This window comes from Microthrixaceae bacterium, from assembly GCA_016702505.1.
GTDB lineage: Bacteria > Actinomycetota > Acidimicrobiia > Acidimicrobiales > Iamiaceae > Aquihabitans.
Window position 1 is genome coordinate 476,290 of sequence record JADJDU010000030.1, and the last position, 23,804, is coordinate 500,093.

The window sequence follows — 23,804 nt, forward strand, 5'->3', positions numbered from 1 at the left end:
TCTGGTGGGGCAGGCGGGGATCGAACCCGCAACCAAGGGATTATGAGTCCCCTGCTCTAACCATTGAGCTACAGCCCCGCCGGACATGCTGCCAGACCGGGCCACGGTCCCAGAACACCGCCGAAGTGACTATCCCTCGGCCATCCTGGCCTTCACCTCGATCTCGAGTCCGTCCATCAACTCGGCCATGAGCACCACCCGGGACGCGGGCCCATCCGAGCACAGGAGGTGGTAGCGGTCCATGGCACCGAATGGAAGCATCAGCGCCAGTTCCCACAGCCCCGGGTCTGGGTGACTGTCGATCTCGGCGAGCGGCCGGGCCGGGAACCCCAACTCGGCCAACTGCGCCAGCACCGACCGGGCTCGGCGCACCAGGTCGGTGTAGGCAGATTCAACCGCAGCGCCGTTTTGAGGTTTGACGTCGGGCCACTCTGACACCAGGGCCCGGGGGTAGGGATCGTCGTCGAGCCAGCTCCGAACACGGATCCGCCTGGTCCCGACCGCCAGCACACCCCACCGACCATCGGGCGCTTGATCGGCTTCCAGGATCCGCGCCACCGCACCAACCGCGGTCCTCACATCTCCGCCCCCGACCTCGCTCCCCCGTTCGATCAGCGTGACCTCGAACTCACGGCTTGCGGCCAGGCAGCGGTCCATCATCACCCGGTAGCGCTTCTCGAAGACGTGCAGGGGAAGGCTCATGCCCGGCACCAGCACCGTACCCAGCGGGAACATCGCCATCTCCGAACCCTCGTCCCCGGTCGGCGACCTCTCGTCGGGGTTGACCGCTCCCATGTTCGGGGACCCTAGGTCAGGTCGGACCCTCAGGCCGCGGGCCGGCCGAGCCCCGATCACCATGAAGATCACATGGCCCGAGAAACTGAAAGAGCCGACCCGGGGGCCGGCTCTTTCAGTGCTTTGGCTCGGGGGGTGGGGCTCGAACCCACGACCCGCTGATTAACAGTCAGCTGCTCTGCCATCTGAGCTACCCCCGAAAGGCGAGGCCTCAACGTAGCAGCGCGGACCACCCCGATACGAACCCCGATTCGGGCCGAGGACGCGGCGCCGATCCGACGCCACCGTCGGGCAACGGGCCGATGCTGCCAGGCCGACTCAGTCGCCTTCGAGGTAGTCGCGGAGCTTCTGGCTACGGTGCGGATTGCGGAGCTTGGCCAGCGTTTTGGCTTCGATCTGGCGGATCCGTTCTCGGGTCACGCCGAATTCCCGACCCACCTCTTCGAGGTGCGGGCCTGGCCATCGGTCAGCCCGAAACGCATCCTCACCACCTCTTTCTCCCGGTCGCTCAGCTCGTCGAGGGCTTCGAGCACGGCGTCGCCCAGCATCTTGCGAGCGGCCATCTCGGCGGGAGAGTCGGCCTGGGTGTCCTCGATGAAGTCGGACAGGTTGGAGTCGTCGGCCTCACCAACCGGCGAATCCAGGCTCAGCGGATCCTGGCTGATCCGCAGGATCTCACGAACCCGATCTGGCGTCATGTCGACCTTGGCACCCAACTCCTCCATGGTCGGTTCCCGTTCCAGCTCCTGCATCATCTGACGCTGGATCCGGTGGACCTTGTTGATGGACTCCACCATATGAACCGGGATGCGGATGGTGCGGGCCTGGTCGGCGATGGCACGGGTGATGGCCTGTCGGATCCACCAGGTTGCATAGGTGGAGAACTTGAAGCCCTTGGTGTAGTCGAACTTTTCCACCGCCCGCATCAGGCCCAAGTTGCCCTCTTGGATCAGGTCGAGGAGTTGCATTCCCCGACCCACGTAACGCTTGGCGATGGACACGACCAGCCTGAGGTTGGCCTGGATCAGGTCTGACTTGGCCCGCTCGCCGTCTCGGGCGGTGCGCTCCAAGCGGCGCCTCGGCGTTGCCTCCAACTCATCGAGCCGGCCGGCGGCGGCCAACTCGGCCAAGCGCACAGCGGCCTGACTGCCAGCTTCGATGCGGCGGGCCAGGGCCACCTCTTGGGGACCGGTCAGCAGCGCCACCCTACCGATCTCTTTGAGGTACACCCGGACCGGGTCGGCGCTACCCCCCCGGTCGACCGAGTGCCCCCTGCTGGGCCGCACCAGGTGCAGGCGGCGGCGGGCTACGTCATCGGGCTCGTCGGTGGCCAGGTCAATCCCGCCGAGCGGATCGGCCAACACTGCGGACGCCCTGGCGTCGGCCTCCGCTTCGGGATCGACCTCGACACCGGATTCGAAGTCGTCGTCTGGTTCGTCGTCGTGGTCATCGCTCGGCTCTGCCTCCGAGACCCCCCCTAGACCTTCGAACACCGGAGAGCCCTCGGTGGCGTCTTCTCCGGTTGCGCCGGGAACGACCCCCAGATCAGAAAGTGACATCAGTTCGACCGACTCGTCGAGTGTGATCCCCTGCTCTGTCAGTTCACCCCGGATCCAGGCCAGGTCGGCGTCGAGGGTGTCGACGTGGAGGTCGAGCACCTCGAACAGCTCTTCTTGGGTGACCGTCCCCCGCTCCTGACCCCGTCGCACTAGCTCGGACCATGCCGTCGAAGGGAAGCGGGGGGTGGCGGCTCCTGGGTTCATCGCTCGTCCTCCACCCTCTGGGCCAGCCAATCTAGCAACTCATCTTCGAGCAGGTCGCTGGGAGGAGCATCGGGGTTGACCGCTTCGATCCGGGTCTTGAGCCAGGAGATGGATCGGGCGTAGGGCTCGATGTCGACAGCCGTCCGCGCTTCTCGTTCGAGCTCGGCCAGCACGGCCAACGAGTGGTCGCGGAGCAGGAGACGACGAACATCGCGGGGATCGGCGTCGGTGTCCTCCACCGCCAGGCGAGCCAGGTGTTCAGCCACCATCGGATCAGCGTTCTCGGTGGCCCGATGGATATCGCCTCCGGCCACGATCAGCGCGCCCAGCACCGCCCGGTGGCGCTCGTCATCGAACAAGATCTCGTGCAGCAACGGCAACATCTCCGCCGGCTGGGTCACCGCCAGGCGGAGCGCTTCGGTCTCGGGGGTGTTGTGGCGGGTCGGCCGGTTCTGAGAACGCTCGCGGCGGAGGCGAGGCCTGATGCCACCGGAGCGCAAGGAAGCTCGAAGCCGGTCCGGATCGAGGTGGCACCGATCAGCCACCACCATCAGGTACTGATCTCGCACGAAGTCGCTCGGATGCTCGGCGATGGCCGCCAACGCCGTCTCGGCCGTCCGGCCCCGTCCCTCGGGGGTGGTCAGCGATCCGCGAGCCAAGATCCGGTCGACCCTGAACCCGAGGAAGGGTTGTGCGTCGGTGACGGCTCGACGCAGGGCGTCGGGGTCGGTGCGGGCCAGATCGGCGGGGTCTCCGCCCGGCGGTAGCGCGGCCACCGCTACCTCGACCTCGTGCTTGCGTTCCCACTCATAGACCCGGTCGGCCGCGGCCTGACCGGCAGCGTCGGGGTCGAAGGCCAGCACCAGCCGAGGGGCCCAGCGTTGAAGGGTTCGAACGTGTTCGTCGGTGAGAGCGGTCCCACAGGTGGCCACCGCGCGGCCCACACCCACCGATGCGAAGCCGATCACATCGGTGTAGCCCTCACAGATCACGAACTCGTTGGTCCGCACCGCTTCGTCTTTGGCCCAGTTGAGGCCGTAGAGAACTTTGCTCTTGCGATAGAGGGTGGTCTCGGGGGTGTTCTGGTACTTGGGTGGATGGCCGCCGGGCATCATGCGCCCTCCGAAACCGAGCGGGTCACCCTGGGAGTCGAAGATGGGGAACAGCACCCGAGCACGGAAGAAGTCGTTGGTGCCGCCCCGCTTGTTCTGACGCCCCAGCCCGGCGTCGCGCAGCACCTTGGGCGGGAACGGCAACGCCTTCACCAGTTGGTCCCAGTCGTCTGGCGCCCAGCCGATCCGGTACCGGCGGACGGTGTCTCCGTCCAGCCCCCGTTCCCGCAGGTAGCGCCGAGCGGCGCCCGCGTCGGGACTGGTCAGGAGACGCTGGTGGTACCAGTCCACCGCCGCCTCCAACGCTTCTCGCAACCGAGATCGGGCTTCTCGTCGCTCGCCTTCGTTGCGGTCGGTGTATCGCACGGCGATGCCGAACTTGGCGGCCAGCTGCTCGACCGCGCCCTGGAAGTCGAGGTGGTCGATGTCTCGCACGAAGGTGATTACGTCACCCTTGGCCTGACAGCCGAAGCAGTAGAAGACGCCCTTCTCCTGGTTGACCGAGAACGATGGGCTCTTCTCTCCGTGGAACGGACACAGCCCGGTCCAGGAACGTCCCACCCGCTTGAGCTGGGTGTGAGCCGAGATCACCGCCACGATGTCGGCGGCCTCACGAACGCGGACCACGTCCTCGTCGACGATGCCCATCAGGTGCGCTGGTGTCCGCGACGGGAGGGTGTGGTGCCGTCCGGAGCCTTCACGGCCCCGGACGGTACCAGCGTCGGGTTAGACCCGGTCAGGCGTCTCGGGGGTAGAGCCCTCGGCGGCCGCCTTGGCGTCGTCCCGCTTGTCGGCGAGCAGCGACGCCACCATGGTCACAGCCAAGATTCCGAGGATGACCACCAGCGACAGCCAGGTCGGAGGATGGAGCCCCAAGAAGAAGCTGGCCAGCATCTTGAGACCGACGAAGGCCAAGATCACCCCGAGGCCCAGGTTCAGGTAGCGGAACTTGTCCTGCATGCCGTTGAGCAAGAAGTACAGCGACCGGAGGCCCAAGATGGCGAAGGCGTTGGAGCTGAACACGATGAACTGCTCGTGGGACACGGCCAAAATGGCCGGGATCGAGTCCACGGCGAAGATCACGTCGGTGGTCTCCACCATGATCAGTACGGCCAGCAGCGGTGTGGCTAGGCGCTTGCCGTTCTTGATGGTGAAGAGCTTCTGGTCGTCGTATTCGGGGGTGGAGGGGATGAACCGGTTGACCAGCTTGAGGATCGGGTTGTTCTCGGGATGGACCTCGGCTTCGTCGTGCTGGGCGATCTTCCAAGCCGAGTAGAGGAGGATCAGGCCGAAGATGGCCAGCGTCCACTCGAAGGATTCGATCAGGGCCACACCGGCGAAGATGAAGATGGCCCGCAGCACCAACGCGCCGAAGATGCCCCAGAACAGGGTGCGGAACTGGTACTTCTTCGGTACCGCGAAGTAGCTGAAGATCACCGCCCACACGAACACGTTGTCGATCGACAGCGACTTCTCGATCAGGTAGCCCGAGATGTACTCGCCCGCAGCTTGACCGCCGTGCCACCAGAACATGACGCCGGTGAAGGACAAGCCGATGGCGATCCAGATCGCGGACTCGATGGCTGCTTCCCGGAACGTGATCTCGTGGGCGGTGCGGTGCACCAACAGCAGGTCGGCGGTGATGAGAACGGCCAGGAACCCCACGAACACACCCCACTGCCAGGGGTGGACGTCGAAGCTGGCGAAGTTCTCAGCCCGGGACGATCCCGAGGCGAGTACCGGGGTTAGGACCGGCGAAGCCAGGGTGGTCAGGGACGCAAGCATTTAGGTGGTTCTCTCCGGCTGATCATCGGAACGGGGACGTGTCAGCCGAGAGTCTCTCCGCCCCACCTCGCAGTGAGACCAACCGCCCCGGGAGCGAGGCTCCGTGTTGACGTTGCGGCTGCGAGGGATACTCCCTCCCGGTCGGCACCATCCTAGGGCGGCGGACCTCGGCGACAGCTACCAGGTTCGACCGATCTACGCTTCGAGAACCATGACCACCAACTCCCAGCCTGCCCCGTCCCCGTTCAGCCCCGAGGTCCAGGCGGCCGTCGTCGCCCACATGAACGGCGACCACCCAGGGGACAACCTGATGATCGTGCAAGCGCTGGGGGGTGCTGGGTCGGCCACCGCCGCCACCATGACCGGCTACAACGAGGATGGCGCCACCTTCGATGCGAACGTCGACGGCGAAAACGTCGCGGTGACCGTACCGTGGGCCGAACCGATCCTGGAACGGGCCACCATCCGCCACGAAGTCGTTCGCATGTACAACGAGGCGTGCGCCATCCTCGGGGTCACCCCTCGGGGCGAGGGCGACCATTGAGCCGCGGGGTGCGTTCATGCCCAAGGTGATCGGCGGCAGCCTGGATGCTCACCGCGAGCACACCCGGGGACTGCTGTTCGAGTCGTTCGGCCGCCTGTTGTACCAGCGGCTACGACGACTTGACCCTGGCCGAGGTAGCGCGGGATGCAGGTCTGGCCCGTACCGCGATCTACAACTACTTCCCCGACAAGGAGTCTCTGCTGGTGGCCTACGCCACCGCCGAGACCGCCGGGTTCGTGGCCCGCCTCGATGATGCCTTGCGAACCGTCGACAACCCGGTGGACCAGCTTCGTACATACGTGCGCCTGCACCTCGAGTACTTCTCGGCCAACCACCTGCCCCCCGGCCCGACCCTTCGGGTCCTCCTACCGGAGACAGCGGCCGAACGTCTCATGGAACACGTCGGGGTGCTCGAGAGCCGCCTGTACGACATCATCCGGCGGGGTCGGGATCGGCGCTACCTACGAGCCGAGGACATAGATGCCACGGTGGCCATGATCGCAGCCTGCATCGGGCGGGCCGGCAGCGACGCCAACTCAGCCGGTTCGATCCGGGAAGCGGTCGACGCGGCCGAGGCCTTCGTGTTGCGGGCCGTGGATGCTCGGGTGGCAGCCGACGGGACACCGCGCCGTCTCCCCCGCCGCTGAGGACGCGAGCCGACAAGTGAGCCGCCTGGACCTAACCGCCACGCGCGCGAACCGACGGTCCATTGGCCCCCTTGGACGCGCTGACGGCCCGCCCTCAGATCCAGGGCGGGCCGTCAGGCCGGCGACCGAACTCTGCCGGAAGGCTCTGCCTTTCGGCGGACCTAGGCTAAGGGGCCTAGCGGATAGGTCCGGTCGTCGTCGCTACGAGGGTGATCAGACCGAGGCTTCGCCTCGGTTTAGCCATGCCGTGCTTATGGGTCGGTCCGCCTTTCGGCGGACCTCCTAAGCCATGCGGCGCCGGCGGTCAGCGGCGAGCAGGCCGAAACCGGCGGTCAGGGCCAGCAGAGCGACAGCTACCGGAGTGGTGGCATCGGTTCCAGTGCGGGGCAGCGGAGTGGTGGACCCACCCGGTCCCGATGCTGAACCACCGGCGGTACGGAAACTGATCGGCGACATCACCTGAACCGCGGTGTCGTCACCCGAGACGGCCCAGGTCGCGATGACGCAGCGAGCCGTGGTGGCCTGGCAGTTGGTGGAACCGAAGGTGGAGCGGACCACCAGCGAGATGCTGAACGAGCCAGGTCCACCGAGACGGGCGGTGCCAGCCGACGCCGTCGCCTCCACGACGTTGGTGAAGTCACACGCGGCGAAGTTGGCGACGGTGTCGTCACATACGCCGACGAACACCGAGCGACCGGGCTTGAAGCCCTCGCCGTCCACGGTGACCTTCTGACCCGACACCAGGTTCGACGATGGTGTGATCGACAGCCGGGCCGACCCGGTTGGCGGGGCGACCGTTCCCGAACCGAACGTGATCGGGACGAAGACGTCCTGAGAGAAGTCGGTGGCACCGCCGCTGTGGTCTCGGCGGACAGACACACCACACGCGTCGACACGACAGTCGACGTCGCCGAAGAGCGCCGCCACCGTCAGGTCGGTGCTCCAGGTTCCATCGCTACCCACCGGGTTGATCCACACGGTGTGGGTGCCGTCCTGCTCGGGGTAGCAGTTGTCGGCCCGACCGGCCGCCGTGCCCGACTCACCCTCGGGAGCGGCGCACGTCTGGACGTACAGGCCCTGGTTGGGAGCGAAGCCGGTACCGGAGACGGTGATGACCTCACGGTCAGCCAGGTCCGTCGACGCGCTCAGCGACACCGCGGGGCGGTTCCCCGATGGCACGGTGGTTGTCGTCGGCTTCGTGGTGGTGGTGGCCCCGGGTTGGGTCGTGGTGGTCTCGGCCTCGGTGGTGGTCGGAGGCTCGTCGACGGCGAAGCTCACCGGTGTGAACGTGTCCTGATCGAAGAGGTGACCGTCGAGGTGGTCGTTGCGGGTGACGACGCCACAAACGGTCGTCCCATCGGTGCAGTCGACGCCGGCCCAGGTTCCGACAACATCGATGGTGGCGGTGAAGGTTCCGTTGCCGCTCCAAGCCACCGGGGCTCCCATGGCGGTGCTACCGATCCAGTTCTGGGCACCGGAGCACTGCCCGCCGGTGGGGCGACCCGCTGCCTGCTGACAGAACATCAAGTAGATGCCGCGGGTCCCCGAGGAGTCGAAGCCCGAGCCTTGCACGGTGAGGGTCTCACCGGCGGGGTTGATGCCCGAGGTCTTGCTGAGCGACACCGAGCCGGCGGCGGCCGCTGGACTGGCGGTGACGGTCAGGACTCCAGCCACAGCGGCCAGAGCGATCGACGCAGCACCGAGGATCGAGCGGGCCGACGGGCGCCGACGCTTACGGTCCGATCGGGTCGAGGGCGGAACAGGGCGGGACATGTGACCTCCTGGTCAGTTGTGGGGTTGGGGCGAAATGAAGATCGAGGTGATCAATGTGGGGTTTGGCGCGGGATCGGAACCGCTCGGGCGGCGTTCAGTCGGGATCAGCGTCGCTCCGTCGGCGGCGCACCGCGACTAGGCCAGCAGCCCCGACTGCGGCCGCTCCTGCGGACAGGGCTATGACCAGGCCGCGGGAGCTCCCGTCACCGTCCGGTTCGGGTTCGCCGGTGGTACTGGCCAGCTCGGGGTCTCCCGGTTGTGGGGCTCGGTCACCGGAGTCGTCTTGGCTTCCCGAGGTCGAGTCTGATGCTTCGCCGGGGACCGCGGTGGTCGTGGTGGAGCTAGGCGGCGCCGAGGTGGCGGTGGTGGTAGGTGCGGCCGAGGTCGAGGGGCCCGGAACCGTCGCATCGGGCGGGGCGACGGTGGGCGCGGGCGCGGTCGGTTCGGTCTGGGGTGGGACAGTCGGGGCGGGAGCGGTGGCGAAGTAGATGGGCGTCGACCGATCCTGGGACCGGTCGTCGCTGTGGCCCGACACGGCGCTGGTCATCACCGCGCACTGCTCGACAGTGCAGTCAGTTGCCCCGAACCGTGACACGAGGCGCATGGCATCGGCGGTGAACGAACCCGATGCATCGGTGGTGACCTTGCGCAGGCCCACCGAGTTGCACGAGTGGTCGTCGGTGGAGTTACCCCGGCACTGCATCACGAAGAGCTGGGTGTTCGGCAGGTATCCCGATCCCGACACCACCACGAACGCCGCCGCCGGATCGAGCCCGGTAGAGGGCGAGACCACCAGGACCGGTTCGGCCCCGGCCGGAGACGTCGAGAGCATCAACGCCGCCACCATCGAAACCACGAGGCTCCCTAGCGCGGCCCTCATCTTCGGCGCTCGAACCGCACACCGAAAGTCCCGTCCGGCGGTCCGACGTCCTGAAACTTGGATGTGGTGACGCTGATACTGATCAGGATGGGACATAGACATGAGTTGTTAGGCTACCCTTTCCTCCGAGGGATTTCCATACCAAGACCCGAACTACACGACCGGGCGTCTCATGATCACGACAACTAGTCGTATAATCATCGGGGCTCGGCCATCACCGAACCGTGACCCCTGCCAACCCCAACATCGATCCCGGAGAATTCCATGACCGCCAGCTCGGCCACCGTCACCCCGTTCTCGGCTGTACTCGCCGCCGAGACGGCCACCGATCACCGTGGCGCAGAACACTCTCCGTTCATGCACGCGCTGATGCGAAAGACGCTGCCCCTCGCCGGATACGTGGACCTCTTGACGCAGTACCTGCACGTTTACCGAGCACTCGAGGACGGCGCCACCGCTCTGGCATCGGATCCCACCGTGGCACCGTTCCTGGACCGGGCCTTGGACCGCGTGCCGGCGCTGGAGGCCGACATCTCCGGCCTCACCGCCCGGCCCGAGCTCGCCGGTGTCACCTTCTCGGCGACCACGGCCACCGAGACCTACGCCGCCCGCATCAGGGAGGTCACCACCGGGTCACCCGCCGCCTACGTCGCCCACCACTACACCCGCTACCTGGGAGACCTGTCGGGCGGATTCGCCATCGGACGCATCGTCACGGCTGCCTACGACCTGACCCCCACCGAGGGCGGACGCTTCGCGGTGTTCGAGGACATCGCCGACCCCGCAGAGTTCAAGACCAACTACCGGGCCGCCCTCGACGCTGCTCCCTGGACCGAGTCGGAGCGGGCCGATCTGATCACCGAGGTCCACGCTGCCTACCGGTTCAACGTGGAGATCTTCCAGAGCCTCGATCACCACGGCGCCTGAGCACCGAACCACACCACTTCCGACCCGACCTCACCCAGCCCCGAGTCCGGGCTGACCGCTGGGTGACCCGACTCCATACGACGATTCGATGACCGGTTACGTGATCAGTCGTACCGGGTCGTTCTTCGTGAGCCTGTTCATCGGGCTGTCCTTGTTGTTCCTCCTGCTCCACGCCCTTCCGGGCGGGGAGACCGCTGGCCTGGCCCCATCGGTGGCCGCCGACCCCGAGGCGCTGGCCGCGGTGATCGCCGACCAGGGCCTGGATCGCCCCCTAGCCATCCAGTACCGAGACCACATGTTCGGGATCGCCCGAGGTGACCTGGGCGTGTCCTATACCGATGGCTCCCCGGTGGCCGACTCGGTTGGACCGGCGGCGGCAGTCTCCCTCCAACTCGGCATCCTGGCCGCAGTCTTGGGCATGCCCACCGGACTGATCGCCGGAGCCGCCGCCGCGCTTCGTCCTCGACGAGGCGTCGACGGCACCGTGCGAGTGATGGCCTTGCTGGGAGTGTCGATCCCCTCGTACTGGCTGGCCGTGCTGTTGTTGGTCTACGTCGGTGATCGGTGGCCAGAACTGGTTCCCCGCCCTGCCACCTTCGGAACCGGATCGACCGACATCGCCACAGACCTGCGGGCGCTTGTCCTTCCCGCCTTGGTGCTGGCCGTCGGGGCCTTCGGCATGGTCGCCCGCACCATCCGCTCCGCTCTGATCGATGTCTTGGGTGCAGACGACGTTCGCTTCGCTCGGGCCATGGGGCTGTCGGACCGCCAGGTGCTCACCCGCATAGCCCTCCGCAACGCCGCACCGGCCGCGGTCACCGTGGCCGGGATGGTGGCCGCCGGGCTGCTGGCTGGAACGGTCCTGGTCGAGAACGTGTTCCAGGTCCCTGGACTGGGACAGCTCCTTATCACGTCGTTCGGGCGCCACGATCATCCCGTCGCCATCGCCGCGGCATCAGTGACCGCCGTCGCCTACCTGGGCATGAACCTGTTGGTAGATGTCACCGTTCGCGCCGTGGGTCCTCACACCGAAACGGCCCAGCCGGCCCGAACCGGTGCATGGCGGCACCGGCAGCGGGATCTGGGCACTCCACCCGAGACGGTGACAGCCACATGAAGGCCCTCGGATCCCGCTCCAGCCTCGGAGGCATCGTGCTCCTCGGGGTATTCGCCACCGTGGCGGTGGCCGGCCACCTCCACGGGGACTCGCTGGCGCTGGTCGGTGAACCTCTCACCCCACCCAGTGCCACCCATCCCTTCGGGACCGACTTCTTAGGACGGGACCTGCTGGCCCGAACCGGCCGCGGTGCCACCACCTCTGCTCTGGTGGCCGGCGCCTCGGTCGGTCTGGCCACCCTCATCGCCACACCGATCGGGATGGTCACCGGTTGGTTCAGCCATCGAGGCGCGGCCAAGGTCATGCGTTGGGCCGTCGAACTGTTGCAGGTCGTTCCCCCGTTCGTGCTGGTGGTGGTCCTGCTCGGCCTCACCTCTGCCCCCGATGCCACCGTGTTCGGCTCGAGGTTGTCGCCGCAGTGGAGGCTGATCATGAGCCTGGCCATCGGCTTCGTCCCCTACCTGACCCGTGTGATCCACGCGGCAACCGCGGCCGAGCGGAGTCGTGACCACATCGAAGGCCTTCGACTGCTCGGAGTTCCTCAACGAGAGGTGTTGGTCGGCGAGGTGATCCCCAACCTGGCCCCGGTGGTAGCCGTGCAGATGTTGCTGGCGCTCAGCCTTTCGGTGTTCGCCGAGGGAGGCCTCAGCTACCTGGGAATGGGAGTGCCGGCGCCGGCGCCCACCCTCGGAAACCTGATCGCAGAAGCCGGAACCCAACTCCTCGACGGCGCCTGGTGGTACGCCGTCATACCGGGGCTGGTGCTGGTGTGTGGCATAACCGGCATCAACCTGGCCGCGGACGCCGGTGCCGATCACATGGTGGGGCTCCGGGCCGCCACCGATGCCAGCGATCCCACCGATGAGTCCGACATGGCGCTACCCACAACGTCCCCCCTCGAGCCCATCCAACGGGAGGCCCTGACATGACCACCACCTCGGGCCACACCCAGTCCTCAGATCGCCAGACTTCCGCCCAAGAACAGGATCGAGCCCGGGCCATCGTCGACCGTCGCCGGTTCTTGGGGATGAGCTTCGGTGCCGTGCTCACGGGACCGGCACTGCAGGCGGCATGCGGCGGCTCGACCAAAGGCGACCGGGTCACAGACCGTCACCGCGACGGGATCCTGCGCATCGGCGTCGCCGGAGCCCCCGGAAACATCAACCCCCTCGACTCGGGCTCCGAGCTCACCCAATGGCCGGCCGAAGCGATCATGGAATCGCTCTACACCTACGACGAGGAGCTCAATTCGGTTCCCCTCCTTGCCGCGGGAGAGCCGGTGATAAGCGCCGATCGCCTCACCTGGACGATTCCGCTGCGCCAGGACGTCGAGTTCCACAACGGCGACGCCTTCAACGCCCACCACGTCGTGTCGACACTCGACCACCTGCTCGACTTGAGCTCGGGGAGCGAGTGGATCACTTACCTGATCGACTACGTGCAATGGTTCGAAGCCGCCGACGACCACACCGTCACCATCGGTCTGGCCAAGCCATACGGGCTCCTTCGATCCCACCTGACCAATCTGCCCATGGGTCACACCGACTTCGTCGCCCGACGCGATGCCATGATGGGTACCGGCCCCTACCGCCTCACCGACCACAAGCCGGGCCAGAGCTACACGCTGACCCGCTACGACGGCTACCACGGTAGCGCCCCTTCGTTTGCGGGCGTCGAGTACAGCGTGTTCGTCGACGGTGGAACCCGGCTCCTCACCCTCCAACAGGGCCGGGTGGACCTGATCACGTCCCTACCCCACACCAACCTCAAGACGGTGGAACGAGATGAGGACCTGGTCCTGAGCCGGGCCGAGGCACCACTCGATGTGCTCACCTACGTGAACCTCCACGCCGAGCCGTTCTCCGACGAGAACTTCCGGCGGGCGGTGGCGGTGTCCATGGATCGAGCCGGCGTGAAGGACCGAGTGTTCGGAGGCCATGCCACCATCGGTCAAGGACCGATTGGACCGGCTCAGAAGGGGTGGGACCCCGACCTCGAGGTCTTCTCCGCCGAGGCCGACCTCGCCGAAGCCGAACGGCTTCTGGCCCGCGCCCGCACCGACCGCCTGGACTTCACCATCACCGTGGGTACCACCCAGGTCGGGCGAGACATCGCCACCGTCTTGGCCGCCGGTTGGAAGGAGCTGGGGCTCGACGTAACCATCGAACAGTTGACCGGCGGCCCGTGGTCTTCTCGTTGGCTGGCCAACGAGTACGAGATGCTCATGAACATGTTCCAGAGCGGGTTCACATCGGGACCGGCGAACTACATGACCCTCTCCCCCGCAGATTCCCGCAGCCTCCTGTCGTGCGGGTTCGAGGACCCCGAGGTCGACCAGTGGATCGACGTCATCTGGCAGACCGAGGACGACGTCGAACGAACCGAGGCCCTAACCCGGCTCAACCAGCGTCTCGCCGAGGAAGCGGTGATGTTCCCGCCCGTGTACCCCGAGTTGCTCATGGCCCAGCGCCGGGAACTGTCACCGGTCGATCCGGACGGGCTGCGCATCAGTCGACTGAGGCCTCAACACCTCTCCTTTACGACGTGATGGCCGGTAGCGACCCGCTGCTCGTCGTGGCCGGCCTGACCGTCACCTACCCGGCACTCGATGGGCACCCAACCTCGAAAGCGGTGAACCGAGTTGGCTTCACCGTCGGACGCGGTGAAGTGGTCGGGCTGGTCGGCGCTTCTGGCTGTGGGAAATCGACGATCCTCCACGCCCTCGCTGGCCTCGGCGACCCCGGCACCACCGTTTCCGCAGACACCCTCGCGCTCGATGGCCAAGACCTCACCGCGCTCGACGGCCGAGGTTGGTTGAACCTACGGCGGGCCCACATCGGCCTGATACCGCAACAGCCCATGACCGCACTGACGCCTACGGTCTCGGTGGGTAGTCAACTCGACTGGTACCTCGGTCCCGACGCCGTCCAGAGACATGCCGACGCCCTAGGCCAGATCGGTCTGGAGTCCGTGGTCCAACGCCCACAGGATCTCCCCGGTCGCTTCTCCGGTGGCCAGCTCCAGCGGCTTCTCATCGCCCTGAACACCTTGGGCAAACCGCGGTCCCTGCTGTTGGCCGACGAACCCACCAGCACCTTGGACGTGACCGTGCAAGCCACCATCTTGGACCACCTCCGCGAGCTGCGAGCAGAGACGAACGTCTCGATGGTGCTGGTCTCCCATGACCTCGCCGTCGTGGCCAACACCGTCGATCGGGTCGGCGTCATCCACCACGGAGAACTGGTCGAGATCGCCCCAGTGACCCAGATCTTCGAGGAACCCACCCATGCCGTCACCAGGGCCCTGGTGGCGGCGGTCCCCCGTAGGGCCGCTACATCTCCGACGTCATCGGAAGCCAGCAGCCCACGGGCCGCTCGTCCAGATCATCAAGATCCTCAAGATCCTCCAGCTCCCCCCGCCCCACCCGTCACAGCCTCCGCCGCCGAGCCGATCCCGGCGCTGGAGGAGACCCAACCGCACCCGAACCCGAACCCGGACCCGGCTCCGGCACTGGTCCTGGACCGGATCTACCACTACTACGGGTCCCAGGCACCGAGGACGAGGGCCCCCCACAACCGCCGATCCCGCGTCGGTACCGCCCACCATGTCGTCAGAGCGGTGGACGAGGTCAGCCTCACCATGTACTCGGGACAATCGGTGGCCGTGGTCGGAGAGTCAGGATCGGGTAAGTCGACACTGGCCGGCGTGATCGTCGGGTCCATCGAACCGACAGCAGGATCGGTGGCCCTGGACGGAACCGCCCTCGCCATGTCGAGAACCCTCGATGAGCGCCGGGCCGTCCAACTGGTCCCCCAGAACGTGCGGACCGCGCTCAACCCTCGCCGCCGGGTCGGTCACGCCCTCCGTCAAGCCCAGCGCATCCATCTCATCGGCTCGGACCGTTCCGATCGAGATCGTCGCAGCCGCGAGATGCTCGAGGTCGTTCACCTGAACCCCGACCGCCTGGATCGCAGACCGACCGAGCTCAGCGGTGGCGAGCTTGCTCGTGTCGTCCTGGCCCGTGCCCTACTGGTCCAGCCCCGGGTCCTGATCCTCGACGAGCCGACGGCCAGCCTTGACGCCAACGTCAAGGCCTCGGTAATCGACGTCTTGGACGAGATCCGCCGGGACCTCGGTCTGTCGATGTTGGTTATCACCCATGAGCTGGCAACGGCCCGGGCCTTGAGCGAGAGGGTGATGGTCCTCCACCGAGGCCAGGTGGTGGAGGCCGGACCTACAGCGACGGTCCTGTCGACACCCAGCCACGACCACACCCGGTCGCTTCTGGCCTGTGAGCTGACTGCCTGATCGACCTCTGGTTCACAGAGCCAGGCGGGTCAGCACATGCTCGACGACGCTGTCGATCGGAACCCGTTCCTGAGCCATCGAATCCCGGTCGCGCACCGTCACCGCACCGTCCTCGATCGAATCGAAGTCGTAGGTGATGCACAACGGCGTACCCAGCTCGTCCTGGCGGCGGTAGCGCTTGCCGATGTTCTGCGTCTCGTCGTAGTCGCACATGACGTGGGACTGGAGTCGGGCCAGCAAATCCTCGGCCGGCCCGGTCAGCTCAGGCTTACGCGACAGTGGGAGCACAGCCACCTTGTAGGGAGCGAGACGAGGATGAAGCCGCAGCACGGTGCGGGTCTCACCCCGTACCTCCTCTTCGTCATATGCGGCCATTAGGAACGCCATCATCGTGCGGGTGGCCCCGGCCGCAGGCTCGATCACGTGCGGGGTGTAGCGCGAGTTGGTGGCGGGGTCGAAGTAGTCGAGCCGTTCGCCCGAGCGGGTGGCGTGGGGGGTGAGGTCGTAGTCACCCCGGTTGGCGATGCCCTCGAGCTCGTCCCAGCCCCACGGGAAGAGGAACTCCACATCCGCGGTGCCCGACGAGTAGTGGCTGAGCTCATCGGGGTCGTGGTCACGAAGGCGCAGGTGTGTGGCCGGCATGCCGAGGTCGAGATACCACTGGAACCGCTCGTTGCGCCAGTACTGGTACCAATCCTGGGCCTCGTCGGGCGGGACGAAGAACTCCATCTCCATCTGTTCGAACTCACGGGTGCGGAACACGAAGTTGCCGGGCGTGATCTCGTTACGGAACGACTTGCCGATCTGGGCGATGCCGAACGGGGGCTTCTTGCGGCTGGACTGCAACACGTTGGCGAAGTTCACGAACATGCCCTGGGCGGTCTCGGGTCGCAGGTACACCTCGTGGCCCTTGCCCTCCACCGGCCCGGCGTGGGTCTTGAACATCAGGTTGAACTGGCGGGCCTCGGTGAAGGTGCCACGTTTCCCGCAATTGGGGCACAGGTCAGGGTCCTCGAGTTTGTCGAGACGGAACCGTTCCTTGCACTCCTTGCAGTCGACCAGGGGGTCGGTGAAGTTGGCCAGGTGACCCGATGCTTCCCACACCGCCGGCGGCGAGAGGATGGCAGCATCGAGGCCCACCACGTCGTGGCGCATCTGCACCATCGAGCGCCACCAGGCATCTTTCACGTTGCGCAGGAGCAGCACGCCGATCGGGCCGTAGTCATAGGTGGAACGGAACCCGCCGTAGATCTCCGCCGAGGGGAACACGAAGCCCCGACGCTTGGTGAGGCTCACGATCCGATCGAACAAGGCCGGATCGGCGGAAACCCCCGAGGTGTCCCCGGCGGCGGGCACGGCCTTCGATTCAGCTGAGGAGTCGGGAGTTGGCTCGGACATGTTCGGGATCCTACGGGGCCTCAGATGCCGCCCTGAACCCGGTAAATCCTCCGCACCTCCGTGGTCGCCACCAAGTCCAACCGGAGACCTCGCCGCCACCGGCAGGGCCCACGCTCTAACGTCAACGACCGTGAGCATGTACGGCACCCCCACGCCCAACTACGGCGCCCCATCGGACCCAACTGCAGTGGTCGGGGTTCGGATCGGCGCCTGGATCATCGACCTCATCATCTATCTGGGCCTCGTGTTCGCCTTCACCGCGGCCACGGGCGGGGTTGAGGCCATCGCCTACAGCGACCTCACCTGGTCCGAGGCCCACTCGCTGTGTGACCGGTGGGAGGAAGCCAACGAGGGCTTCTGCTTCGTGAACCAAGACGCCACCAGTGGATCCGAGACCTTCGGTGAGACCAACTACACCGCGCAGACCATCGAGGGCGGGTCGGCCGGCCTGTTGTTCTGGACCGGTCACCTCGTCGCCTACGCCGTCATCCAAGGCCTCACCGGGGGCAGCCTCGGAAAGCTTGCGGTGGGTCTGCGGGTCGTAGACCAGAGCGGCCAGGTGATCGGCATCGGTCGCTCGCTGGCCCGCACGTTCGCCTGGCTGATCGACGCCCTGACCTGTGGCCTTCCGGTGATCGGTGGCGTCGCCATGGTCAGCACCAAGGGCCACCGTCGAGTGGGCGACATGATCGCTGGTACCTACGTGGTCAAGAAGGCATCGGTGGGAATGCCGATCAACACGTCGGTCCCCGTCGCCACTCCGTCAGCCGGTTGGGGCGCTCCCCCGACCCCAGGTTGGCCACCGGCCGGACCGGGCTCGACACCGATGCCGGGTGCAGGCGGAAGCTCGTGGTCACCGGCGGGGCCCACCTCGGGTAGCCCGTTCGCTACGACGCCTCCGGCGTCGCCCTCCGGCGACGGCCCGACCTGGGACCCGGCCCGCAACACCTACATCCAATACGACCGTGATCTAGGGGCGTGGCTCCAATGGGATGACGGCACCCAAACCTGGGGACCGATCAGCCAGTAGCTCAGGACGCGATCCACCGATCGAAAATGGTTCGCGCTCGAGTCTTTCCGCCGAAAGGCTCTGCCTTCGACGGAATGCAGGCTCAGTCCAATGCACCCACCGAACGCAGCCTCCGTTCCAGATGGTGCTCGACCACCCGGGTGGCCAGGTTCTCCACCTCTCTGGTAGCCGATGACTCAGGGCTGTCGAGGGCCTGGGCCAGCCGTCCACCCAGGATCTGACGCATCAGTTCCACTGCGTCGGCCGACACCCGGGTCCCCCGCCGATGCTCCGGGCACAACAGCCCGCCCTCCACCGGGTCGAACGCCACCAGGTCGGCATCCTCGTCACACAACACGCACGTCTCCACCACCGGACGGAAACCTTCAAGGGCCAACAGCTTCCAATGGAAGCCCGCCACCACCAACGGACTGTTGCGGGCCGCCAACGAACGCAGCGCTCCCAGCAGCATCCGGTACAGGTCGGGGTTGGGTTCTCGTTCCATGGCCACCTGGTCGACGGTCTCGAGCATGGTGGCAGCCCGGCCCAGGCGATCCAGGTCATCGCGAATGGAACGGAAGTGGTCAACCGACTCGGCCTGGGTGACGATGTCCAGCTCCCGCCCCTCATAGAGCTGGAGGGCGACGTGACTGGTGGGTTCGAGGCGAGCCCCGAACTTGGAGCGAGTCTTGCGGACGCCCTTGGCCACCGCCCGGACCTTGCCGTGTCGTTCGGTGATGAACGACACGATCCGATCGGCCTCACCCAGCTTGTAGGTGCGAAGCACGATCCCGTGATCGCGGTAGAGCGTCACCGGATCGTCCCGGCTCAGATCCCGCCGAAGCGGCGTTCGCGGGCCTGGTACTCCCGGATGGCATCGACCAGGTGCTCGGTGCGGAAATCTGGCCACAGCGTCTCGGTGAACACCAGCTCGCTGTAGGCCAACTGCCACAGCAAGTAGTTGGAGGTCCGCGATTCACCCGAGGTACGAACCATCAGCTCCGGGTCGGGCATCTCCGGGTCATAGAGGTGGGATCGGATCAGCTTCTCGTCGACCTTGTCGGGCTTGACCCCGTCGGCCACGATCTGGCGGACGGCATCGACCAGTTCGGCCCGACCCCCGTAGTTGAAGGCGATGGTGAAGGTGAGCCCGGTGTTGGACCGGGTCAGGTCGGTGGCCCACTCGATCCGCTTGAGAACACCGCGCGGCACCCGCCAGTCCCGCCGACCGATGAAACGGATGCGTACGTTGCGTTGGTTGAGACGTTCGGCGTGGCGTTCCAAGATGCCCTTGTTGAACCCCATAAGGAAACGCACCTCATCGGGCGGTAGTTTCCAGTTCTCGGTGGAGAACGCGTACACGGTGAACCAGTCGAGCCCCAGGTCGATGGCCCCGTCCACGGCATCGAAAAGGGCCTCTTCCCCGGCGGCATGCCCGTCGGTTCGCTTGAGGCCACGACGCGTCGCCCACCGCCCGTTTCCGTCCATCACCACAGCCACATGGCGGGGGATCCGGTTTGGGTCAATGCCGGTGAGGTCCACGACCGCCCAATCTACCGGTCCCCCGACGGTGCTCCGGTGCACGGCTACCCTCGCCCGAATGCCATCCGCCCAGCGAACCGTGGCCGCGCTGGCCCGGTTGGCCGGAGCTTCCAGCGGTGGTGAACGCCGTGTCCCCCAAGAGCAGATGACCACCGCCGTGGCCGAAGCCATCAACGGTCAACGCCACCTGCTGGCCCAGGCCGGGACCGGGACCGGCAAGAGCTGGGCCTACCTGGTACCCGCCATCCTGTCGGGTCGACGCACGGTGGTGGCAACCGCCACCAAGGCGCTCCAGGACCAGCTCGCCACCAAGGATCTCCCGTTCCTGAGCGAGCACCTGGGACACCCATTCGAGTTCTCGGTGCTCAAAGGCCGGTCCAACTACGTGTGTCGTCAGCGGCTCCACGAGATCGACTCCAGTGGCCAGCTCGCGCTAGATGGCCTGGCCCAGCGAGCATCCCCCACCGAGATCACCGCGCTGGCCGACTGGGCCGAGGGTTCGGCCACCGGGGACCGAGCCGAGCTGGCCACCGAACCGTCGGGTCCGGCGTGGGCCGCGGTGAGCGTGTCAGCGCAAGAGTGCCCCGGCGCCCGGCGCTGCCCGATGGGTGAAACGTGCTTCGCGGAGGCCGCCCGGCGTCGAGCCGGCGAGGTCGATGTGGTCGTGGTCAACCAGCACCTCCTCGGCCTGGACCTGGCCACGGGAGGCTCGGTGCTTCCCGAACACCAACTGGTGATCGTGGACGAGGCCCACCAACTCGAAGATGTGGTCTCTGACACCTGTGGATTCGAACTGTCGGCGGGACGGTTCCACAATCTGGCCCGCTCGGTCCGGGCCATCCTGGATGACCCCTCGACCGTGGACGATGTGGAGACCTCCGCCACGCTGCTGACCGCGGTGCTCGAACCCCACGTCGATCGCCGGATACGCGGCGCGCTCGATGCCGACCTCGCTGATGCTCTGGCCCTGGTTCGGGCCCGACTGGACCGGGTGGCCGCTGCCCTACGCAAGGTCCCCGACGACGGCCCCGACGACACCGTTGCCCGCAAGACCCGGGCCGTGCAGATCACCGGCCACCTCCAAGCCGACGTGACCGCCGCGGCCGAGACCAGGGAGGGGACCGTCACCTGGGTCGAGGGGCCCGCCGCCAACGCCCGCATGCGGGTGGCTCCGATCGATGTGGCCGAGGTGCTGCGCACCGGCCTGTGGGGTGAGACGACCGTGGTCCTCACCAGCGCCACACTGCCCGCTGCCATGGCCACTTCGCTCGGGTTGGGCACCGACGACCACGACCAGGTCGATGTCGGAAGCCCCTTCGACTACGCCGGCCACGGACTCCTCTACTGCGCTGCCCACCTACCCGATCCGAGACAGCCTGGCTTCGACCCCGCCGTCCACGACGAGCTCGAAGCACTGATCAACGCGGCCGGTGGCCGTACCCTCGCCCTGTTCACCTCATATCGAGCCATGGATGCAGCGGTCGAGGCCTTGCGTCCACGGTTGGCGACCCCGGTACTGAGCCAGCGGGACATGCCCAAACCAGCACTGTGTCGGCCTTCAGCACCCAGGAGGAGGCCAGCCTGTTCGCCACCTTGGGGTTCTGGCAGGGGGTAGACGTACCGGGTAGGACCCTGTCGCTGGTCACAATCGACCGGCTCCCCTTTCCGCGCCCCGACGAACCACTTCTCCAGGCTCGCCGCGAACTGGCACGGGCCGACGCCTTCCGCACCATCGACCTGCCTCGGACGGCCACGATGCTGGCCCAGGGGGCGGGGCGACTGATCCGCACCGCCGCCGACATGGGTGTGGTGGCAGTGTTCGACCCTCGGTTGGCCACCGCTCGCCGCTACCGCTGGGAGCTGATCAACGCCCTTCCCCCCTACCCCCGCACCCGGGACCGGGCCGAAGCCGAGCAGTTCTTGCGCCGGGTCACCAGTGACGAGGGCGATTCCCGCGGCTACCGGGCCGATCAGTAGCCGAGGCGCTCCAAGGCCTTGGGACGGCGCTGCCAGTCCTTGTCGACCTTGACGAACAGCTCGATGTAGGCACCGGGCGGGAGCTGGGACCGAACCGCGATGCCCACCGCCTTGAGCACCGCTGCCCTTCTTGCCGATCACGATCCCCTTCTGGGAGTCGCGTTCCACCAGGATCTCACAGCGGACCCGAGGCCAGTCCCATTCGGTCACCCTGGTCGCCACCGAATGGGGCACCTCGTCACGCAACACGGCCAAGAGCTGCTCCCGCACCAGCTCGGCCACCCAGAACGCCTCGGGCACGTCGGTGACCATGTCGTCGGGGTAGTAGGCTGGCCCTTCGGGGAGACGGCGGATGATCGTCTCGACCAGTTCTGCCACGCCCTCACCGGTGCGCGCCGACACCGGGAAGTACTCGTCTCCCCCCGTCAACTGGTCGGCGGCCGCCTGCAACTGGACCAGCACATCGTTGGGCGCGGCCAGGTCTGTCTTGTTCACCACAACGATTGCGTCCGATGGCACTCGCTCGGCCACCCACTGGTCGCCGCGACCGACCGGAGCGGTGGCGTCGACCACCAGGCACACCACGTCCATGTCGCGGACGGTGCTGGTGGCCGTCTCGTTCAGCCTCTCCCCCAACAATGTCCGAGGCTTGTGGATGCCGGGCGTGTCCACGAACACCACTTGGGCATCGGGCCGGGTCAGCACCCCCCGGACCTGGGTACGGGTGGTCTGAGGCTTGTCGGAGACGATGGTCACCTTCTGACCCAGGATCTGGTTCAAAAGCGTCGACTTGCCGACGTTGGGCCGACCCACCAAGGTCACGAAACCGGACCTCATGAACTCACCACCTCGCCGGTGTCGGCGGCGATGTCTGGGTCGGCCACCTCAGGAGACGGCTCGATCCGTACCCGCATGATCCGGCGGCCCTGCACCCGCTCGACCACCAGACGACAACCGGGCACCGCCGCCACGTCACCCACCGAGGCCAAGCGGCCCAGTTCGGCCAGGACCAGACCGCTGACCGTGTCGAAGTCTCCTTCGGGCAGCGTCACATCCAGCAGGTCGTTGGCATCGTCGATGGTGAGGCTGCCGCTGACCCGAACACCGCCCCCCGGCACCGGTTCGACGCGGGCGTCCTCGATGTCGAACTCGTCGACGATCTCCCCCACCAGCTCCTCGATCAGGTCCTCCAGGGTGACGAGACCGGCGGTGCCGCCGTACTCGTCGATCACCAACGCCATGTGGAACTGGTCGGCCTGCATCTCCCGCAACAGCTCCGAAACCGGCTTGGTCTCGGGCACTGCTCGGGCGGGGCGAACCAGGTTGGCCACCGGTTCGTCCTCGCGGCCGTCGCGCTCGGCCCTCATCAGGTCCTTGGCGAACACCAGACCGATGATGTCGTCGATCCCCTGGCCAAGGACCGGCACCCGACTGAACCCGTTGAGGAGCACCACCTCCATCACGTCGGCCACCCGGAACTCGTGGGACACGGTGACCATGTCCGGCCGGGGGACCATGACCTCGCGGACCACGGTGTCGCCGAACTCGATGATCGATTCGATGAGCCGCCGTTCCTCGGGTTCGATCGTCTCGGCTTCGGCGGCCTCGGCGGCCACCGCCAACAGCTCTTCCTCGGAGACGAACGGTCCTTCCTTGAGACCCTTGCCCGGCAGGATGACGTTGGTCAGACCGATGAGGCCACGGGCGATGAGTCGGAGGGGCGCGAAGTTGACCACCATGCGAACAGGCCCGGCTGAGGCCAACGCCGCCCGCTCGGTGTTCTGGATAGCCCAGGTCTTGGGGGCAGCCTCGGCCACCACGAACATCACCACCACGTTGAAGAAGGTTCCCACCGCCACGCCCAGGCCACCGAACAGTCGGTTGGCCAGAACACCCGTGAGCGTGGACTGCACGAGTTGGCAGACCAATACCACCAACAAGAACGCGTTGATCCACCGGTCCGGAGCATCGACGAGCTCGGCCAGGTCCTTGGCCCCCCGTCGACCCGAGTCGACCAGACCGGTGGCCTTGGACCGGCTGATCCGCATGATGGCGGTCTCGGCCAACGCGGTGAGCATGGCCAAGATCACCAAGACCACAATGGCCACGGCCATCCAGATGTCGACGGTGGTCAGCTCGGCGGCCACCACCACGGTGGAGGCAGACACGAGAGCGCTCACCATGATGAGCTCCCCAGGTCCGCCCCGGGACTACTGGGGTCGTCGTC

19 protein-coding genes, 2 tRNA genes and 2 pseudogenes are annotated in these 23,804 nt (G+C 66.7%); 10 read left to right on the forward strand and 13 right to left on the reverse strand.

What is annotated here, in order from left to right; all coding sequences use genetic code 11:
• Positions 1-2: 2 nt before the first annotated feature.
• The 6 genes and pseudogenes from IPG97_19335 to IPG97_19360 form a co-directional block, all read right to left on the reverse strand.
• A tRNA-Ile gene (locus tag IPG97_19335) sits at positions 3-78 on the reverse strand.
• 51 nt (positions 79-129) lie between these two features.
• The gene (locus IPG97_19340) at positions 130-795 is read right to left on the reverse strand and encodes an LON peptidase substrate-binding domain-containing protein (protein MBK6858636.1); all 666 of its coding nucleotides are present in this window, start codon (positions 793-795) and stop codon (positions 130-132) included.
• Between the two features lie 124 nt (positions 796-919).
• Positions 920-995: transfer RNA gene (locus tag IPG97_19345), tRNA-Asn, on the reverse strand.
• Positions 996-1,113: 118 nt separating this feature from the next.
• Positions 1,114-2,558, reverse strand: a pseudogene (gene rpoD / locus IPG97_19350) (RNA polymerase sigma factor RpoD).
• A complete protein-coding gene (locus tag IPG97_19355; GenBank protein ID MBK6858637.1) occupies positions 2,555-4,318 on the reverse strand; it encodes a DNA primase in 1,764 nt (587 codons plus the stop codon). The pseudogene rpoD and the gene IPG97_19355 overlap by 4 nt, the downstream one beginning before the upstream one ends.
• A gap of 78 nt (positions 4,319-4,396) precedes the next feature.
• Positions 4,397-5,455, reverse strand: coding sequence for a TerC family protein (locus IPG97_19360; protein MBK6858638.1), 1,059 nt, complete (start codon positions 5,453-5,455; stop codon positions 4,397-4,399).
• Positions 5,456-5,666: 211 nt separating this feature from the next.
• Here IPG97_19360 and IPG97_19365 point away from each other — a divergent pair, with 211 nt between their 5' ends.
• Both IPG97_19365 and IPG97_19370 read left to right on the forward strand, forming a co-directional pair.
• Positions 5,667-5,999, forward strand: a complete 333-nt coding sequence (locus tag IPG97_19365) for a DUF2470 domain-containing protein (GenBank protein MBK6858639.1) — start codon at positions 5,667-5,669, stop codon at positions 5,997-5,999.
• 44 nt (positions 6,000-6,043) lie between these two features.
• Positions 6,044-6,646 (forward strand): TetR/AcrR family transcriptional regulator, encoded by a 603-nt coding sequence (locus tag IPG97_19370; protein ID MBK6858640.1) that lies wholly within the window; start codon positions 6,044-6,046, stop codon positions 6,644-6,646.
• A 282-nt stretch (positions 6,647-6,928) separates the two neighbouring features.
• Here IPG97_19370 and IPG97_19375 read toward each other — a convergent pair whose 3' ends face one another.
• Positions 6,929-8,419, reverse strand: a complete 1,491-nt coding sequence (locus tag IPG97_19375) for an LPXTG cell wall anchor domain-containing protein (protein MBK6858641.1) — start codon at positions 8,417-8,419, stop codon at positions 6,929-6,931.
• A 94-nt stretch (positions 8,420-8,513) separates the two neighbouring features.
• A complete protein-coding gene (locus tag IPG97_19380) occupies positions 8,514-9,299 on the reverse strand; it encodes a hypothetical protein (protein MBK6858642.1) in 786 nt (261 codons plus the stop codon).
• 264 nt (positions 9,300-9,563) lie between these two features.
• Here IPG97_19380 and IPG97_19385 point away from each other — a divergent pair, with 264 nt between their 5' ends.
• From IPG97_19385 to IPG97_19405, 5 genes are all read left to right on the forward strand, one after another.
• Positions 9,564-10,226 carry a biliverdin-producing heme oxygenase gene (locus tag IPG97_19385; protein MBK6858643.1) on the forward strand — a complete coding sequence of 221 codons (663 nt, stop codon included), beginning with the start codon at positions 9,564-9,566 and terminating at the stop codon, positions 10,224-10,226.
• Between the two features lie 88 nt (positions 10,227-10,314).
• Complete coding sequence (locus IPG97_19390) at positions 10,315-11,343, forward strand: ABC transporter permease (GenBank protein MBK6858644.1); 1,029 nt, start codon at positions 10,315-10,317, stop codon at positions 11,341-11,343.
• On the forward strand, positions 11,340-12,272 hold the full coding sequence (locus IPG97_19395; GenBank protein MBK6858645.1) for an ABC transporter permease: 933 nt from the start codon (positions 11,340-11,342) through the stop codon (positions 12,270-12,272). Before IPG97_19390 ends, IPG97_19395 begins: the two co-directional genes overlap by 4 nt.
• Positions 12,269-13,891 carry an ABC transporter substrate-binding protein gene (locus IPG97_19400; protein ID MBK6858646.1) on the forward strand — a complete coding sequence of 541 codons (1,623 nt, stop codon included), beginning with the start codon at positions 12,269-12,271 and terminating at the stop codon, positions 13,889-13,891. Before IPG97_19395 ends, IPG97_19400 begins: the two co-directional genes overlap by 4 nt.
• Positions 13,888-15,651, forward strand: coding sequence for an ABC transporter ATP-binding protein (locus IPG97_19405; protein ID MBK6858647.1), 1,764 nt, complete (start codon positions 13,888-13,890; stop codon positions 15,649-15,651). The genes IPG97_19400 and IPG97_19405 overlap by 4 nt, the downstream gene beginning before the upstream one ends.
• Before the next feature lie 12 nt (positions 15,652-15,663).
• On the opposite strand, the gene IPG97_19410 is transcribed toward IPG97_19405, so the two are convergent.
• A complete protein-coding gene (locus IPG97_19410) occupies positions 15,664-17,049 on the reverse strand; it encodes a glycine--tRNA ligase (protein ID MBK6858648.1) in 1,386 nt (461 codons plus the stop codon).
• A gap of 130 nt (positions 17,050-17,179) precedes the next feature.
• Between IPG97_19410 and IPG97_19415 the strand changes: the two genes are divergently transcribed.
• Positions 17,180-18,079: an RDD family protein gene (locus IPG97_19415; protein ID MBK6858649.1), complete on the forward strand. Its 900-nt coding sequence runs from the start codon at positions 17,180-17,182 to the stop codon at positions 18,077-18,079.
• 82 nt (positions 18,080-18,161) lie between these two features.
• On the opposite strand, the gene recO is transcribed toward IPG97_19415, so the two are convergent.
• Together recO and uppS are read right to left on the reverse strand one after the other, a co-directional pair.
• The gene (gene recO, locus IPG97_19420) at positions 18,162-18,872 is read right to left on the reverse strand and encodes a DNA repair protein RecO (GenBank protein MBK6858650.1); all 711 of its coding nucleotides are present in this window, start codon (positions 18,870-18,872) and stop codon (positions 18,162-18,164) included.
• 14 nt (positions 18,873-18,886) lie between these two features.
• Entirely contained in the window at positions 18,887-19,771 is an 885-nt protein-coding gene (uppS, locus tag IPG97_19425) for a di-trans,poly-cis-decaprenylcistransferase (protein ID MBK6858651.1), read from the reverse strand.
• Between uppS and IPG97_19430 the strand changes: the two genes are divergently transcribed.
• Complete coding sequence (locus IPG97_19430; protein MBK6858652.1) at positions 19,659-21,215, forward strand: ATP-dependent DNA helicase; 1,557 nt, start codon at positions 19,659-19,661, stop codon at positions 21,213-21,215. The genes uppS and IPG97_19430 overlap by 113 nt on opposite strands.
• Positions 21,149-21,577: a hypothetical protein gene (locus IPG97_19435; protein ID MBK6858653.1), complete on the forward strand. Its 429-nt coding sequence runs from the start codon at positions 21,149-21,151 to the stop codon at positions 21,575-21,577. Before IPG97_19430 ends, IPG97_19435 begins: the two co-directional genes overlap by 67 nt.
• Here IPG97_19435 and era read toward each other — a convergent pair.
• Positions 21,571-22,414: pseudogene (gene era, locus IPG97_19440) on the reverse strand (GTPase Era). The gene IPG97_19435 and the pseudogene era overlap by 7 nt on opposite strands.
• The gene (locus IPG97_19445; GenBank protein MBK6858654.1) at positions 22,411-23,760 is read right to left on the reverse strand and encodes an HlyC/CorC family transporter; all 1,350 of its coding nucleotides are present in this window, start codon (positions 23,758-23,760) and stop codon (positions 22,411-22,413) included. Before IPG97_19445 ends, era begins: the two are co-directional and overlap by 4 nt.
• Between the last annotated feature and the right edge of the window lie 44 nt (positions 23,761-23,804).